Source organism: Methylibium rhizosphaerae (assembly GCF_006386545.1).
Taxonomy (GTDB): Bacteria; Pseudomonadota; Gammaproteobacteria; order Burkholderiales; family Burkholderiaceae_C; genus Pseudorivibacter; species Pseudorivibacter rhizosphaerae.
This window is the reverse complement of sequence record NZ_SWAR01000009.1, coordinates 121,979-138,210: the sequence shown is the minus strand read 5'-3', so window position 1 is coordinate 138,210 and position 16,232 is coordinate 121,979. Positions and strand designations below refer to the sequence as shown.

The window sequence follows — 16,232 nt, the reverse complement described above, 5'->3', positions numbered from 1 at the left end:
AAAACGTACAGGAAAGTGGTCGAAGAGGGCTGCTTGGCAGCGAGACAACATGGACGTTTGGCACCTGAGCGTCTCGGCCCCCATCCGGGCCGCCCACTGAGCGCCCCTCGCTGTCCGTCGTGCGCTGACGCGTACGCGCCACGATTCGGCCGGCGCGGTCCGATTTCTTTTGGTTGGCTGGCGGCCGCCGGCTAGAGTTGCACGACACCTTTTCATAGCGGCTGATGGGTCGCGATCTTGTTGACGCGTTGCGCACCATGGGGGATGCGCTCGTCGGTACACAGGAATCGCATGACCAGTACGGCCCACGCCACCACTGCCGCACCAGCTGAGGGTGCAGGCGACGGTCTGTGGCAGCAGCTGCAGCTGCCGCTCAACTCCGAGATCGTCTTTCACGAGTCCATCGAAGAAGTTCTGTTCGATGTCTTCGACCTCGACGAAGAAAGTCCTCTCGAACGAGGGTTCGATCCCATTCACTACCTGTGCAGCCGTGAGTCGGTCGCCGAACTGGTGGCAGCCGTGGAGCTCGAAATCGGCGGTGAAGAACTTCGGCGGCGCAATGCAAACATCGCGCAAAAGCTGAGTTCGGTCGGGGGGCGGATCCGCCGGCTGCGCCGGTTGCCGGCCACCTGGAGAAGCGAACTCACCTCGCTGCAGCAGGACTTTCCGAACTTCGACGGGGTCATTGACTATGTCCGGGGGATGGCTGCTCTCGCCGAGCTGGGTAACGGCGTCATCCAACTCGATCCGATCGTGTTCGATGGGTGCCCTGGAAGTGGGAAATCTGTGTTCGCCGAGCAACTCGCTCAGACCGTCGCGGGCGGCTTCGTGCGTCTGCAGATGAGCTCCGCCGAAGCAGGGGCGCAGATTGGCGGGTCGGCGATCACATGGTCCAACTCCTCTCCCGGGCTGATCTTTTCGACGCTGACCAGCGCCACCTATGCAAATCAGTTGGTGCTGCTGGACGAACTCGACAAGACCGCATCGGCACCTGGCGAGCGCTTCAGCCCGATCGGGCCGCTCTATCAACTTCTCGAGAGGCCGGCCGCACGGTCGTTCCGAGACCAGTCGGTGCCTGGCCTATGCATCGACGCGTCGCCCCTTCTCTGGGTGGCCACGACAAACGACCGCACGCTGTTGCCGGCGCCGATCCTCAGCAGACTGCATCCGTTCGACATTCGGCTTCCGCACCCAAGCCAGGCGGAACAAATGGTTCGATCCGTCATGCGTCGACTCGTCACTGAAGAGCCGAACATCGGGCGCTTCAGGCTCGGTGACGATGCGGTGAAGAAGCTGAGCCATAGCTCGCCGCGCGAAATCCGTGGAAAGTTGCGGAGGGCGTGTGGCAGCGCAGCTCTGCAATCTCGGTGGACCATCTCGTCCGTCGACGTCCCGGACAGCAAGCCACAGCAGCGCCCTATCGGGTTCCGGCCCTGAAGATTCGTTCAGCGCAGGTGTTGTCCACCCGCGAGTCGATCATGCCAACACTGGCTCTGTTCAAAGGTATCTACAAACCTACAAACGACATCAGGCGCACCGATGAAGGCAAGACTGACTCTATTCAACGAGCCGTTGCTGGCCGACGTATGGCGACCTCTCTCGGACGACGAGGTGCATGCATGGGTTCGCCACGCGCCAGGCGCGCCTCCCGAGGCCAGGCTCTACACATTCAGCCCTTGCGGCGTCCCTGTCGTCTGTCTGAAAGAGCGCATGGAGGCGGCCATCGCCGTGCTAGCCCAGGCGCAAGCACTAGACGCGTTGGCAGCGGTTTTGTCGACGGCAAGTTCTTCTCGCTTGCACATCGCAGCACTCGTTGACGCGTGCGTCGCTACCGGCGACCGCGACCGTTTGCTGCGAACGCTGGAGAGCGCCGACCCTGCCGGGCGTGACTACGTGCTGGCAACCTGGCCAGCTCCTGCCTACCGTGAAGTGTGGGAGTGGGCTCGATGCATCGCGCGGACGGTCGAGGCTCGCATTGCAGCGAACGCTGCGACGGCTGAGGCTGCCGATCCGGCGGACCGCAGAGACCAGTAGCCTCGTCGCACGTTGCGTGAAACGCCGTCCTGACCGCGCATCGATACCAATGTGCAGACCGGGGCGCTGTCCGTCGCTGGGCGAGAAGAAAACATAGTCGAGAATTGAATACAAGAGGAAGGAATCGCATGCCCAAGAAGGTCATTGGAGGCGCACCGAAAGAGCGGTCCGACCGCGCGGTGTCAACACCACGGCGGTCGGGTGTGCGCCCCACCAGCGTCCATCTGACGGCTGAGGAGAGCGCGGCGTTGATGTCTGAGGCCAAGCGGAGAAACGTCAGTCGGTCGGCCCTGATCCGGCAGGCGATCCAGCGGTTGCTCGGCGGCGAGGCGGGCGTAGCCCCGCCGTCGCTCGGCATCGCCGACGGGATCTATCCATCTACGATCCACGATGACGTAGTAACGCTGGCGAACCTCGTCGTTGGCCTGGGCTACGTCGTTGAGACTCTCGAAGGGCGCATCTCGCGGCATCGGCGGGCTGAGGCTCGGGCGCAACTGGCCGACGCGATTGAGCAGATCCAGCGAATCGCCGGGCGGAGTGTGGCTTGATCATCAAGATCCTGCCGTACGCCGCGGTGGAGCCGCAGCGGCCAGGCGACCTTGCCCGGCTCCTGCGCTATCTATTTGCTGCGCAAACTGGCGAACAGGAGACCGGCGCCCACTTGCGTTTGGCTGGACCGCCTGTCACGCGTCGCGTGGTACAGCGCCATCTGCCATGGGGGCTCGACGCGCGGAACGCAGCGACGGATCTAGCACACCAGATGTTTGCATTCATCCGAGCGGGTTGGACGGGCGGTGGACGGTTGCCCCGACGCGTGTACAGCCACATTGTCATCAGTTACTCGCCCAAGCTTAGTCGACGGGCCGGCTTGGGTTCGACGGTGCGAAGCACCATGGGGAGCAACTCGGTTCACTCGAAAGCCGTCCACATTGCGCTGGATGCCTTGGAGAACCTGGGTGTTGGTGAACACTTCCCAATGATCGTCGTGCCGCACGGCGACCGGCAACATCTGCATGTTCATATCGTCCTGGCGCTGATGGTCGCCGGCTCGCCAGCTTGCAAGCTTCCGGAGCGGAACTCGTCGACCCTGCGTTCGATCGCCAGACACGTTGCTGGAGCATACGGACTGCCGGCCGCATCGCGGCTATTGAACGAGCGGCACAAGGCGGCCGTGCACGGCTGCGTCGCGGGCACGCACAGGGCGCGCTGACGGCGCCTCCGTTGCCGTCTGCCCCTGCGAATCCATGTGCATCTTCGTCCGTCAGAATGCTGTCATCGTGGCAACGTGGTGGCATGGTGACTTGCTCGCACCGCTGACGAGCCATGCCACCTAACCGGAACTATTGATGCCACCTTTGCCCTCCTCCAGGATCTGGCAGGAGATTGAGCTTCATCTGGAATCGCGGGCCGATCTGATCACCGTCCTGGTCCCGGTGGATTCGGCTGAGTACCTGCCGGTTCTTCGCGATGGTGCGTTTGAGGTTGCGGTTCCCGCTCGGGGCGTTCGGTTAAAGGACGAACTCGCAGCAATGCGGCAGTGCGGGCGTAGCATCGAAGCGGCCTTGGCCTCGAGCCTCCAGAGGGCGAATCACAAGGATCGCATTCCGCGAGGCGAAGCGATCCGGCTGCATGGGCATGCCGTCCTGTGTGTTGCTTCAGGGCATGAGCTGGCGCTGTGCATGGCGCGTGCGCCGATGAATGGACCGGCCTTCGTTCCAGCCGATGTGCACGACGCCGCCATCACGCTCGATGCAAAGCTCCGAGCGTGGCGTGCCGCCGCTGCGGCCTCCGCAGCGGTCATGGAGCTCGCAAATGACCTGCTTCCCGTGTCGTCGGTTGACGAACCTGCGGCCGGCCTGCAGGTGTCGGTGACCAAATCAGGCGTACCACGGTTGCCAGCAGAGATTCTCGACGGCGTCACGCGGGACATCGCCAACCGATTGCCGCAAGGTTTGGCCGTGCGGATCCGAACGTCGTGGGCGCCAGAGGTGATCCACAAGAAGGTCGAGATGGCCATCCGCTCGGGCGTGAACCCAAGCTATCCGCCGCCGCGTGACGCTCGGTACCGGGGATGGGTCACGCAGGGGGTCAACTCCGGTGAGCGCATCGTGCTGGTGACCTGGTCGCCCTATCGCGGTCTTCCGGGATACCCGGAAGTTCGCGCGGCTTCCAAGAAGTGCCTCGCGCGGGCTTTCCTTCAGCCGAGGCAGTCTGGACTTCGACCGGATGTCGCCAATTCGCACCTGGTCGCCGATGGCGAGGTCGTCGTGACGGCTCGGCCTTTCGACCCGCGCGAGCCGTCCTGGCTCAAGCGGCTTGAAGAGGTGCGGCAGTTTGACTTCCCCAAGAAGCAGCAAGCGATCTCTCGGGCCTGCGAGGCCTTCGGGCAGGTCGGCCTTGCATCCCTGGGTTGGTACCAGCCGCATCACTGCTTTGCCGAGCAAGCCTGGGGCATCTACATCCATGCAGGTCGGTTGGACGCTGTCGTCAGCGCGGCGGCAGAAGAACTGCGTCAAAGAGGACTTGCGGCTGATGCGGATCGGCAGGCGGCCCGGCTGGTCATAGGGCTGGCCTACGAAAGGCTGCTCTTCCATGCAAGAGTGGAGGCCGTCCTGACCTGGAATGAGTTGCACTCGGGTCAGCCGCGCTTCCTTCGTTATGCCGACACGGTCTACAAGCCACTACGAGGCACGGGCGAGTGCCTGGAGGATGTTCTGGCCGGTTATTGGGCGTGGACCTGGTTTAGCAGCGAGTTGATCCTGGCCGCCTTGGCGGGGGCGATTTCGTCCGAACAGCGCAGCGCGATGGGTCGGCTGGTCGAGGACTGGCTGGACGGGTCGTCTATCGGCCAAGCACGCTGGCGCGAAGGACGCGGCCGAGAGATATGGCGCCTTCTTGCGACGCAGGCGATCCAAGGCCGCCGAGTCCCGGCGCCGACCGGGGGCGCACTTCCCATCGAATCCACGCTTCGCGACGCGCTTCCCTTCGACTTTCAGCCGACAGACGTCCCGCTGCACATCGTCGGTCAGGGCGTGGTCGCGACGCTGGTGTTCCGAAGCCGGTAGGAAGGGAAGTGCTTGAGTCGACGAGGATCATGACGATTTGCATTAGAGATCAATTTGATCTCTAATGTGGATACAAATAGATCTCCCCAGCCCTTTCACCATGACCAGCTTGGCTTCCATGTCTCTTGCGCAGCGTGATCGCTTGGCGCACGTCGACTTGCGCCTGCAGTTCTTCGGGGAGGTGCGACGGGGAGACTTGGTTGGACGTTTCGAGATTCAGACAGCGGCGGCCACCCGCGACCTTTCCGCTTACCGCGAGATGGCGCCAGAGAACATGACCCTGGACGGGGGTACGCGGGCGTACCGCCGGACCGATCGCTTCCAGCCCCTGTTCGACCATAGTGCCTCGCGCGTCCTGGCGTGGCTTACCGAAGGCGCGGGCGATGCTGCACCGGCTCGCGGTCGTTCACTGGTGCCGAGCGCCAGCGCCATCGCTCCACAGGCAATCAGGCTGGATGTCCTGGGCGCGCTGACGCGGGCGATGCATCAGGGGCAGATCGTGCGCATCACGTATCGATCGCTGACCAGCGGCCTGACTACTCGGGAAGTCGCTCCACTGGCACTGGCCAACGATGGCCATCGTTGGCACATCCGGGCGTACGACCGGCGGTCGATGGCGTTCCGGGACTTCGTCATTGCCCGCATCGCCGACGCTGAGGCATCGCCGTCGGTGCGCCACGATCACGAAGCCTTGGACCAGGACGCGCAGTGGCAACGGCTTGTCGATCTCGAGTTCGTGCCACACCCCGCCAACATCCAGCACCCCGACACTATCGAGGCCGAGTTCGGAATGGAAGCCGGCGTGCTCGAAGTCCGTGTGAGGGCTGCAGTTGCGGGCTATCTGCTGCGCCGCATGAATGTTGACTGCTCCATCGACCACCGCTTGCGCGGCCCCGAGTACCACCTCTGGTTGCGCAACCGGCCCATGCTCGTGGGTGTCGAGAATCTGAGTCTGGCGCCCGGCTATGGCGGGGAATGACTGCAGCGCCAAGAGCCCAGGGAGGGCACATTGCTGAAGCTTGAGGACATCAAGAAGAACGCGGCATTGGTCGGCCTGGAACCAGGCCATGTCGTGCGCGTCGTGACCACCGAGGTAGTCGGCGACAACGCGATCACGGTCTACTACAAGACGCCCGATGGCGCGCTCCACGAGCGCATGCTGTTTCGACAGGACGAGGGCACTCTCAGCCTTGCAGTGGTCGGGCGCCCTTGGGCCTTTGATGCCGACGGTGAGTCCTTCAAGCTCGGCGTTGAGGCACTGCGCATCGATCTGGCGCACCTGTTCGACCCGATGATGGCTGTCCACACGTCCAACGTGGAGCCATTGCCGCACCAGATCACCGCCGTCTACGAGTCGATGCTGCCCCGGCAACCTCTTCGCTATGTGCTGGCGGACGATCCGGGTGCTGGAAAGACGATCATGGCGGGCTTGCTGATCCGCGAGTTGCTGATGCGGGCCGACGCCAAGCGCGTCCTCATCGTTGCGCCTGGCAGCCTGGTCGAACAGTGGCAAGACGAACTGCACGAAAAGTTCGGCCTGGCATTCGACATCTTCAGCCGTGAGCAGATCGAACAGTCCCGGTCAGGGAATCCGTTCGATGACCGCGACCTGTTGATCGCGCGCATTGATCAGCTCGCGCGCAGCGACGAACTGATCGAGAAGCTACGGCTGTCCCACTGGGACCTGGTGGTCTGCGACGAAGCCCACAAGCTATCGGCCAATTACTTCGGGCAGAAGGTCAACAAGACCAAGCGCTTCCAGCTTGGCGAACTGCTCGGGTCGATCACCAGGCACTTCCTGTTGATGACTGCGACGCCGCATAACGGCAAAGAGGAGGACTTTCAGCTGTTCATGTCGCTCCTGGACAGCGACCGCTTTTACGGCAAGTTCAGGGACGGCGCCCACAAGGTCGACGTCACCGATCTGATGCGCCGGATGGTCAAGGAGGAACTGCTCAAGTTCGACGGTACGCCGCTGTTCCCTGAGCGCCGGGCCTACACCGTCAACTACAAACTGTCGGAGCAGGAGGCCGCGCTCTACAACGCCGTCTCGGCCTACGTACGCGAGGAGATGAACCGTGCCGACACGCTGCAGGACGGCGCACGCAAAGGCACCGTCGGGTTCGCGCTGACTTCGCTCCAGCGTCGGCTGGCCTCCAGTCCTCAGGCGATCTACCAATCGTTGCGGCGCAGACGTCTGAAGTTGACACGCCGCGTCGAAGACGAAAAGCTTCGTCAACGTGGTCAGGCCCTGATCGACGTTGCAACGCCACCGATGGCCTCCGATGACGTGTGGGACGCGGCCGAAGCCATGTCGGCCGAGGCCTACGAGACCTTCGAGGAAGAGGTCGTCGACCAGGCAACCGCGTCGCAGACCATCGCTGAACTCGAGGCCGAGATCTTCAGCCTCCAGGCGCTCGAAGATCAGGCGCGGCAAGTTGTCCATTCCGGCACGGACAAGAAGTGGGAGGAACTGTCTTCCCTGCTTCAGAACACGCCCGAGATGCGAGACGCGTCAGGGCGCCAACGCAAGCTCATCCTGTTCACGGAGCACAAGGACACGCTTGACTACTTGGCTCAGAAGATTCGAGGTCTCCTGGGCAGCGAGGACGCTGTCGTCGTGATCCACGGCGGCGTGAAGCGGGAGGATCGCCGCAGGGTCCAGGAGCTGTTTCGCAACGACTTGGCGACCCGTGTCCTGGTGGCCACCGATGCCGCAGGCGAAGGTGTCAACCTACAGAACGCTAACCTGATGGTGAACTACGACCTTCCGTGGAATCCCAACAGGTTGGAGCAGCGCTTCGGCCGCATCCATCGGATCGGTCAGACCGAGGTCTGCCACCTCTGGAACATGGTGGCCAAGGAGACCCGCGAAGGCGACGTTTTCCACAAGCTGTTTGAGAAGATGGAGGTCGCCCGGGCCACGCTCAAGGGCAAGGTGTTTGACGTTCTCGGCGAGATCTTCGAGGACACCAGCCTCAAGGACCTGCTGATTGAGGCCATTCGCTACGGCGACGACCCGCAGGTAAAGGCGCGGTTGCGCAAGAAGGTGGAAGGCGCGCTGGACACACGCCATCTCGAGGACATCATTCACCGCAACGCGTTGTGCGAAGAGGTGATGGACTCGAAGCGCCTGTTCGCCGTCCGGGAGGAGATGGAGAAGGCCGAAGCGCGTCGACTGCAGCCGTACTTCGTGCGCGCCTTCTTCACTCAAGCCTTCCAACAGCTGGGCGGCGAGCTCCGACCGCGCGAACTGGGCCGCTGGGAGATCAGCCACGTCCCGGCCGCCGTCCGAGAACGCGACCGGATGCTGTCTGGCCGCGATCGTCGCAATGTCGATCCGGTGCTGCGCCGCTACGAGCGCATCTGCTTCGAGAAGCAGCACCTCCGGGTGGCCGACCGTTCCAGCGCACCTCTGGCAAGCCTGATCCACCCCGGCCACCCGCTCATGCAGGCGGTGACGGACATGGTGCTCGAGCAGCATCGCAACAAACTCAAGCAGGGCGCGGTGCTCGTCGCGCCCGGAGACATGGGCGTAGCCCCTCGGGTCCTGTTCATCCTGGACCACAGCATTCGTGAGGGCGCTGACTCGAGCCGGGTCATCAGCCGGCGCCTACAGTTCGTCGAGATCGATCCGTTGGGGCAGGCCAAGCACGCCGGCTGGGCGCCGCACCTGGATCTCGCGCCGCTGGCACCGCAAGATCTGGCGCTGGTAGCCGATGTCGTTTCCGCCCCCTGGATCGCCAAGGATCTCGAAGCTCAGGCGCTCGCGCATGCGAGTTCGCAGCTCGCACCCGAGCACTTCGACGAGATCAAGCGGCGCCGCGAGGCCGCTGCCGACAAGACGCTGGCGGCGGTCCACGAGCGCCTGGTCAAGGAAATCAATTTCTGGCAAGACCGCGCCATCAAGCTCAAGGACGACGTCGCCGCCGGAAAGCAGCCGCGCCTGAACTACGACAACGCACTGCGGACCCTGGACGACCTCACGGCGCGCCTGCAGGCCCGGACTGCCGAGTTGAAGGCCATGCGCCATGTCGTCTCATCGACCCCGGTCGTGCTCGGCGGGGCGCTTGTGATTCCCGCAGGTCTCTTGGCGCAACGTCGCGGCGAACCAGGCTGGTCAGCCGACGCGGCAGCGCGTGCCCGGATCGAGCGCATGGCAATGAATGCCGTGATCGCCTCCGAGCGCGCCTTGGGGCACGAGGTGTTTGACGTGTCGGCGCAAAAGTGCGGCTGGGACGTCACGGCAATCCGCAAGTCCGCCGACGGGCGCCTGTTGCCACCTCGGCACCTGGAAGTGAAGGGGCGCGTGAAGGGCGCAGGCTCAGTCACAGTCACCCGGAACGAGATCCTGTACGGCCTCAACCAGCAAGACAAATTCCTCCTCGCCGTCGTCAACGTCGATGGAGAGAGCGTTGACGGGCCGCACTACATCCGTCGTCCGTTCACCCAGGAGCCTGATTGGGCCGTGACCAGCGTGAACCTCGACCTTCAACAACTGCTTCAGCGGGCGGTCTCGGCGGAGGATTCCCTGTAATGCGGACGCAGATGAAGGACGGAGCCATCAAAGAGAAACGCCTCCACCAGGGAGGCGTCGGACCAGAGATGCGATCTCTGACGGGGCATGCGGCCATGTTATCCGGAGCCGGGACATGAGACTAGAACACCTTCACCTTCGCAATTTCCGATGCTTTGAGGATCTGACCATCGACTTCGGCAAGCGGCTCACGGTCATCATTGCCGAGAACGGCGCCGGCAAGACCGCTGTGCTGGACGCGATCGCGATCGGCTTCGGACGCTACCTCACCAAGCTGCCGGGGATTGGCGGCCTCACGACCAAGGACACTGATCTTCGAGTTGCAGACGGCGAGCGCCGAGAGCCTTTCATGATGCTGGCGTGGGAGGCCCGCACGCGTGACGAAGTGCCTGTTGTATGGGCCACTGGTCGTAAACGCGATGGTGCTGTCGGTGCTGCCACCATCAAGAAGGTGCTGTCCGAGGAGCATGAAGCCCTGCTTAACCGCGGGCTGAAAGAGCTGGACGACTTCACGCTGGGTCTTGTCCAGGCCGAGGCCGACCAGCAGCCCTACTTCCTTCCAGTCATCGCCTACTACGGCACCAACCGCGCGATTCGCGAAGAGGTGCAGCGCCGCCGCGGCTTCAGAAAGAACTTCTCCCGCTTCGATGCGCTCTTCGGAGCGCTCGATCCGAACTCTCGGTTCCGTGCTGCGTTCGAGTGGTTCAATGCGATGGAGGACGTCGAACGCCGCGAGCGGGAGACGCGGCGCGACTTTGACTTCCAGCATCCCGAGTTGAGCGCTGTACGTACGGCCATCGTGCGCTTGCTGCCGGAAGGCTTCAGCAGGCCCCGCACCGAGGTCGGCCCACTTCGCTTCGTTATCGACCGCAGGATGCCGGACGGGACCACTCGAACGCTGCGCATCAGCCAACTCAGCGACGGCTATCGGGTGGTGCTGGGCCTAACGATGGACTTAGCGCGCCGCATGGCGCAGGCCAACAGCAGGCTGCTGCCCAACGGCATGCAGGTCATGAATCCGCTGGACCTCCCCGCTATCGCTCTGATTGACGAGGTGGACTTGCATCTGCATCCATCCTGGCAGCAACGCGTGTTGACCGACCTGATGCAGACCTTCCGGAACACGCAATTCATCGTGACCACACATAGTCCGCAGGTGCTTAGCACCGTGAAGCGCGAGAACATCCGGGTGATCGGGCAAGACAGCAGGGGCAAGGTCGTCGCCGTGCCGCCGCTAGCGATGACCTATGGCGAACCGAGCGGCGACGTGCTCCACAGTGTGATGCTCGTCGATCCCCAGCCGCCTGTCGCGGAGAAGGCCGATCTGCAGCGCCTTACGGAGTGGGTGGACCAGGGGCGTTACCAGGAGACAGAGGCTCGTGCTCTCCTGCAGCGCCTGACGGACATTCTGGGCGTACAGCACCCCCAACTGCAGCGACTGCAGCGCAGCATTCAGCGTCAAGAGGCGCTGAAGCAATGAGGAGCATCCAGAAGCAGGGCGGCGGCGGGTACCACCTAGGCCAAGCCCACACCAATCCGCCTCAGACGCATCAACAAGCCACCAGCCGCTGGGGCTCGTTCGGGCACAAACCAGCTGTCTTGCAGTGCCTGCTTGATGAGCAGTTCCAGCTTTGCTGCTATAGCGAGCTGCGGGCTGACGAGGAGGGCCTGGGCTACCACATCGAGCACGTCGAGAACAAAAGCCAGAACCCGCCGCGTACCTTCGACTATGCGAACCTTGCCGCGAGTGCACTCGATAGCGCCCAGGACTTGCAGGCCTTCAAAGCGCAAGGCTACGTCGTGTTTGGCGGCCATGCACCCGGTAAGCAGTCTGCCTGCGACATGCTGCGCTTCGTGTCGTGTCATCGGCCTGACTGCCGCCGTTACTTTGCCTTCTTGTCCGATGGGCGGGTTGTTCCCTCGTTGGGGTTGAATCCGGCAGAACAAGACCAGGCGCAGTACACCATCGACATCCTCAACCTCAACAGCCCTTTCCTATTGACCCGTCGTCGCCAATGGTGGGACGAACTGGACGCGCTGTACGAAGAGCATCGCCAGAAGAACTGGAGCCTTCCTGACCTGGCCGCCGTCGACCTTGTCCCCGTGAACGGCAAGCTAAGCCGTTTTTTCTCCCTCACCCGCCAGTTCTTCGGCGCCGCAGCTGAAGCCGCCTTGCAGGCGCACGCCCCCGCTCTCGTATGACCCCTGTCAAGTCTCCCAAAAAGCTCATCGAGGTGGCGTTGCCCCTGGACGTGATCAATACGGCGTCGGCGCGTGAGAAATCCATCCGCCACGGTCATCCGAGCACGCTGCACCTGTGGTGGGCGCGTCGGCCGCTCGCCGCGGCGAGGGCGGTGATCTTTGCGCAGATGGTGAATGACCCAGGCGGCGAGCGCGGCTACTTTGCGGGCATGACAAAGATCCAGGCCGACGCCAAACGCGAAGAGCTGTTCAAGATCATCGAAGACCTGGTGCAGTGGGAGAACACAAACAACGAGGCGGTGCTCGAGCGCGCCCGCGCCGCTATCCGCGAGAGCTGGGTCGAGACTTGCCGGCTGAACAGGGGCCATCCGCAGGCCGCCGATCTGTTCAACCCGGACAAGCTGCCGGCCTTCCACGACCCCTTTGCTGGAGGCGGTGCGCTGCCGCTGGAAGCGCAGAGGCTGGGCCTGGAGAGCTGGGCTAGCGACCTGAACCCGGTGGCAGTGACGATCAACAAGGCGATGATCGAGATTCCGCCCAAGTTCGCTGGCCGCGCACCGGTGGGGCCTCGCCTGGAGGGCGACAAGCAGGGTAAGTTCGGTGAGGACTGGAGCGGTGCGCGCGGCCTGGCCGAGGACGTTCGACGCTACGGCGCCTGGATGCGCGCCGAGGCCTACAAGCGTATCGGACACCTGTACCCGAAGATCGAGGTGACGGCGGAGATGGTGGCCGAGCGGCCGGACCTGAAGCCCTACCTGGGCGAGAGACTCACCGTCATAGCATGGCTGTGGGCGCGCACGGTTAAGAGCCCCAATCCGGCGTTTGCTGACGTGGCGGTGCCTCTGGTCTCAAGCTTCGTGCTGTCTAGCAAGGAAGGCAAGCAGGCGTATGTGCAGCCGCTGGTTACGGGGGGCGACTACCGCTTCACCGTGCGGATGGGTAAACCGGGCGAGGCTGCGGAAGCAGGAACCAAAGCTGGAGGGCGCGGAGCCAACTTCCTCTGCCTCTTGTCGGGCGCGCCAATTAGTGGTGACTACATCAAGGCTGAGGGTCAGGCCGGCCGCATGGGTGCGCGGTTGATGGCCATCGTGGCCGAGGGGAAGCGCGGGCGCGTCTATCTGACACCAACTGTCGAACACGAAACCGTCGCGGCGAATGCGACGCCTACGTGGAAGCCGGACGTTGCGTTCCTGCAGCAAGCCCTCGGATTCCGCGTTGGAAACTACGGCATGGCGCAGTGGAGTGACCTGTTCACCGCGCGCCAACTCGTCGCGCTAAGTACCTTCTCCGATCTAGTGCATGACGTCATCGCCTGCTGCCGTTCAGATTCTCTGGCCGCTGGAATTGCTGATGATGGCCTGTCTTTGGAGTCGGGTGGACAAGCCGCGACTGCCTACGCCGAAGCCGTTGGTGTCTACCTCGGACTGGCGGTGAGTCGCCTAGCAGATGCGCAAAACGCGCTTTGCCAATGGGGGCCGAGCGCTGATCAGACGCAGCATCTTTTCCGCCGGCAAGCGATTCCGATGGTCTGGGACTTCGCCGAATCTTCCGTTTTCTCCGATGCTGCCGGGGATTTCGTGACCACAGTGGGAAGTATGTGCCGTGTGCTGGATAGGCTGGAGGTCCGATACCAAGGCACAGCTGTGCAGGACAGCGCGCAGCTTCAAAGCGTCTCTGCAGCAAAGGTGGTCTCAACCGATCCGCCTTATTACGACAACATCGGCTATGCCGACTTGTCCGACTTCTTCTACGTCTGGCTGCGCAGGAGCCTGAAACCCATCTACGCGAATCTGTACGCCACGGTGGCTGTGCCAAAGGCCGACGAACTTGTGGCTACTCCTTACCGCCACGGCGGCACTGAGGAGGCAGAAGCGTTCTTTCTTGATGGAATGACCCAGGCAATGCACAACCTGGCCGAAAAGGCGCACCCCGCCTTTCCGGTATCCATCTACTATGCATTCAAGCAGAGCGAGACCGAAGTTGAGTCCGGAACGTCCAGCACTGGCTGGGAAACCTTTCTGCAGGCGGTCCTGGATGCAGGCTTTGCGGTGACAGGTACGTGGCCCATGCGCACCGAGCGTAGTGCACGGTCACGGGGCATCGGTTCCAACGCCTTGGCATCCAGCATCGTGCTGGTCTGCCGCCAACGCGCCAACGACGCACCCACCATCGGCCGCCGGGCCTTCATTCGCGAGCTGAACGCCGCGCTCCCGGACGCGCTGGACGAGATGACGCGCGGCGGCGTCAATTCTCCCGTGGCGCCGGTGGACCTAAGTCAAGCCATCATCGGCCCTGGCATGGCCATCTTCAGTCAGTATGGCGCCGTACTGGAAGCCGACGGCAGCAAGATGAGCGTGAAGACCGCGTTGCAGCTGATCAACCGCTTCTTGGCCGAAGACGACTTCGACCACGATACCCAGTTCTGCCTGGCCTGGTTCGAGCATCGTGGCTGGGCATCGGGAAAGTTCGGCGAGGCTGACGTGCTGGCCCGTGCCAAGGGCACGAGTGTGGAAGGTCTGCGCGTGTCGGGCGTGGTGGAGAGCGCGGGTGGCGATCTGCGCCTTCTCCGCTGGGCCGAGATGCCGGCCGACTGGTCGCCTGAAGCTGACACCCGGACGCCGATCTGGGAGGCTCTGCATCAGCTGATCGGTGCGCTCGCCAAGGGCGGCGAGTCGGCCGCCGGCGCGCTGCTCGCGCGCATGCCAGCGCGCGCTGAGCCCATCCGTGCATTGGCCTATCGCCTGTACACGCTGTGCGAACGGCAGGGCAAGGCCGAGGATGCGCGGGCCTACAACGAGCTGATCGGTTCATGGGCAGGCATCGAGTCGGCCGCGCAGGATGCGGGCCCCGTGGGTACCCAAACCTCGCTGGACATGTGAGGGGCAGCGCATGGCGACCAATACCTTAAGCAGTTCGGAGGCGGTATCGGCCCTGGCGAGGTTCGCCGATCCGGCTGCATCGCCGGAGGATCGATACGAAGCCCTGTCGACGCTCAGCACGACCAAGTTTCTGCCTAAGCAATACGAGGATCCGGCAGTCGCTGCCGGCCGACGCCACTTGCTACAGCAGGCGCTTACGGCCTCGGAGCCCGGTCATCGACTGCTTGCGATCGCCGAGTGCATCCGCCTAGTGCAGATCGTCAAGCGCTGGGCGCCTGAGATGGTGGAGCAATTGCGCCCTGCCTTCTCCGAGCCCTTGCCGAATATGCAGCTGCTGGCTAAGGGGGACGACCGGCTCAACTTAGCGCGCGCCTGTGCCCAGATGTCAGCGCCATGGCTGCCGGACTACCAGGCCCGAGCCATTGCCGAGGAGGCATCGGCGGACAAGGCACGCCTCGAGCTGGTGTCGGCTTTGATGGCCGGTTCGGGCAGCCTCGCCGAAGTGCTGCGCCGTCTCGCGAAAGCCTTTGAAGCGTACCGACCCGACACGCAGGCACCTGGTGACACGATGGCGCGGAGACTTGCTTCGGCCATCGAGGCCATTCGGGAGGCACTGCTCGAGAGCGAGCTCGAGGCTGGCGACGAGCTAGGCATCGCGCTGTACGAGTGGGTCAGTGCCCCGCTGATGGCGGTTGGCAAACCGCAGGAAGACAAGGCACAGGTGGACCTGTGCCGGCAAGCGCTGCTTCTTGTCCACGACATCGTCCGTACGCGCATCTCGGTCGTCGCGGATCCAACGATGTACCGGGTAGTGGATTACTGTCGACGACTGGTGGGCGGGGGCTCCTGGCCCAACGAGCTCCAGAAGCCGCTGGATAGGCTGATTACTGACGTAAGCGAGGCGCTTCTACTTCTGGGTCGACAGGGGCAGCGTGATCAAGCCCTGCTTGCGCAGCTGGAGGTGCTGTGCAACCACCCTGAGCGGGCCCGCGCGGTGGCCCGTGAACTCGCCGCCCGACATCCCGAGCTGAACGAAGAGGTGCGTGACTGGCTGGAACACGGCCGGGTGCGGCCGGTGCGGCAAGCCAGCAGTTCCGCCGTGGAGGCCGCTGCCAGCAATGCCGACGAGAGTATCGGGCTCGCGCTACAGGCCGCGCGCCAGGCCCGCAAGCTTCGCGATGGGCTGCGAGATCCGCTGGTGTCGAACCTCGAGATCTACGACCCCGCGCTGGCACCGTCCACGCAGGCCTTGTTGGATGGCGTGCAGGCGCTGGCCATCCAGGTGGAGCAGGCTGCCGCGCTGCGGGGACTGGACCTGTACGGCGTGCCGGGGGAGGAGGTCGAGATGTCGACCAAGTTCTTCACCGTCGTCGGAGGTTCGCCGCGGCAGCGCATGGTTGTCAAGCAGCCTGCCATCGTGCGCAAGCGTGCAGATGGTGGCCTGGGAGACGTGGTGACCAAGGGATTGGTGGAGTGAATCGCGGGCCACTTCGGCCCGATCGCTGACAAGTCGTC

Annotated in this window: 11 protein-coding genes; all 11 read left to right on the top strand. The window is 63.6% G+C overall.

Going from position 1 to position 16,232, the window contains the following annotated elements; all coding sequences use genetic code 11:
- Positions 1-291 precede the first annotated feature (291 nt).
- The 11 genes from E8D38_RS09445 to E8D38_RS09395 all read left to right on the top strand — a co-directional run bounded on the left by E8D38_RS09445 (position 292) and on the right by E8D38_RS09395 (position 16,194).
- Complete coding sequence (locus tag E8D38_RS09445) at positions 292-1,437, top strand: AAA family ATPase (protein ID WP_181179010.1); 1,146 nt, start codon at positions 292-294, stop codon at positions 1,435-1,437.
- A gap of 102 nt (positions 1,438-1,539) precedes the next feature.
- Positions 1,540-2,034: a hypothetical protein gene (locus E8D38_RS09440; protein WP_140628371.1), complete on the top strand. Its 495-nt coding sequence runs from the start codon at positions 1,540-1,542 to the stop codon at positions 2,032-2,034.
- Positions 2,035-2,162: 128 nt separating this feature from the next.
- Positions 2,163-2,582, top strand: coding sequence for a ribbon-helix-helix domain-containing protein (locus E8D38_RS09435; RefSeq protein WP_140628368.1), 420 nt, complete (start codon positions 2,163-2,165; stop codon positions 2,580-2,582).
- Complete coding sequence (locus E8D38_RS09430) at positions 2,579-3,244, top strand: relaxase/mobilization nuclease domain-containing protein (protein ID WP_140628365.1); 666 nt, start codon at positions 2,579-2,581, stop codon at positions 3,242-3,244. Before E8D38_RS09435 ends, E8D38_RS09430 begins: the two co-directional genes overlap by 4 nt.
- A 136-nt stretch (positions 3,245-3,380) precedes the next feature.
- Positions 3,381-5,099: a hypothetical protein gene (locus E8D38_RS09425; RefSeq protein ID WP_140628362.1), complete on the top strand. Its 1,719-nt coding sequence runs from the start codon at positions 3,381-3,383 to the stop codon at positions 5,097-5,099.
- Between the two features lie 118 nt (positions 5,100-5,217).
- Positions 5,218-6,078 (top strand): WYL domain-containing transcriptional regulator, encoded by an 861-nt coding sequence (locus tag E8D38_RS09420; RefSeq protein WP_140628468.1) that lies wholly within the window; start codon positions 5,218-5,220, stop codon positions 6,076-6,078.
- Positions 6,079-6,108: 30 nt separating this feature from the next.
- Positions 6,109-9,636, top strand: coding sequence for a helicase-related protein (locus E8D38_RS09415; RefSeq protein ID WP_140628358.1), 3,528 nt, complete (start codon positions 6,109-6,111; stop codon positions 9,634-9,636).
- 115 nt (positions 9,637-9,751) lie between these two features.
- Entirely contained in the window at positions 9,752-11,116 is a 1,365-nt protein-coding gene (locus E8D38_RS09410) for an AAA family ATPase (protein ID WP_140628355.1), read from the top strand.
- Positions 11,113-11,838: a retron system putative HNH endonuclease gene (locus tag E8D38_RS09405; protein ID WP_140628353.1), complete on the top strand. Its 726-nt coding sequence runs from the start codon at positions 11,113-11,115 to the stop codon at positions 11,836-11,838. The genes E8D38_RS09410 and E8D38_RS09405 overlap by 4 nt, the downstream gene beginning before the upstream one ends.
- On the top strand, positions 11,835-14,717 hold the full coding sequence (locus tag E8D38_RS09400) for a DUF1156 domain-containing protein (RefSeq protein ID WP_140628350.1): 2,883 nt from the start codon (positions 11,835-11,837) through the stop codon (positions 14,715-14,717). Before E8D38_RS09405 ends, E8D38_RS09400 begins: the two co-directional genes overlap by 4 nt.
- A gap of 10 nt (positions 14,718-14,727) precedes the next feature.
- Positions 14,728-16,194, top strand: a complete 1,467-nt coding sequence (locus E8D38_RS09395) for a hypothetical protein (protein ID WP_140628347.1) — start codon at positions 14,728-14,730, stop codon at positions 16,192-16,194.
- Positions 16,195-16,232: the final 38 nt, after the last annotated feature.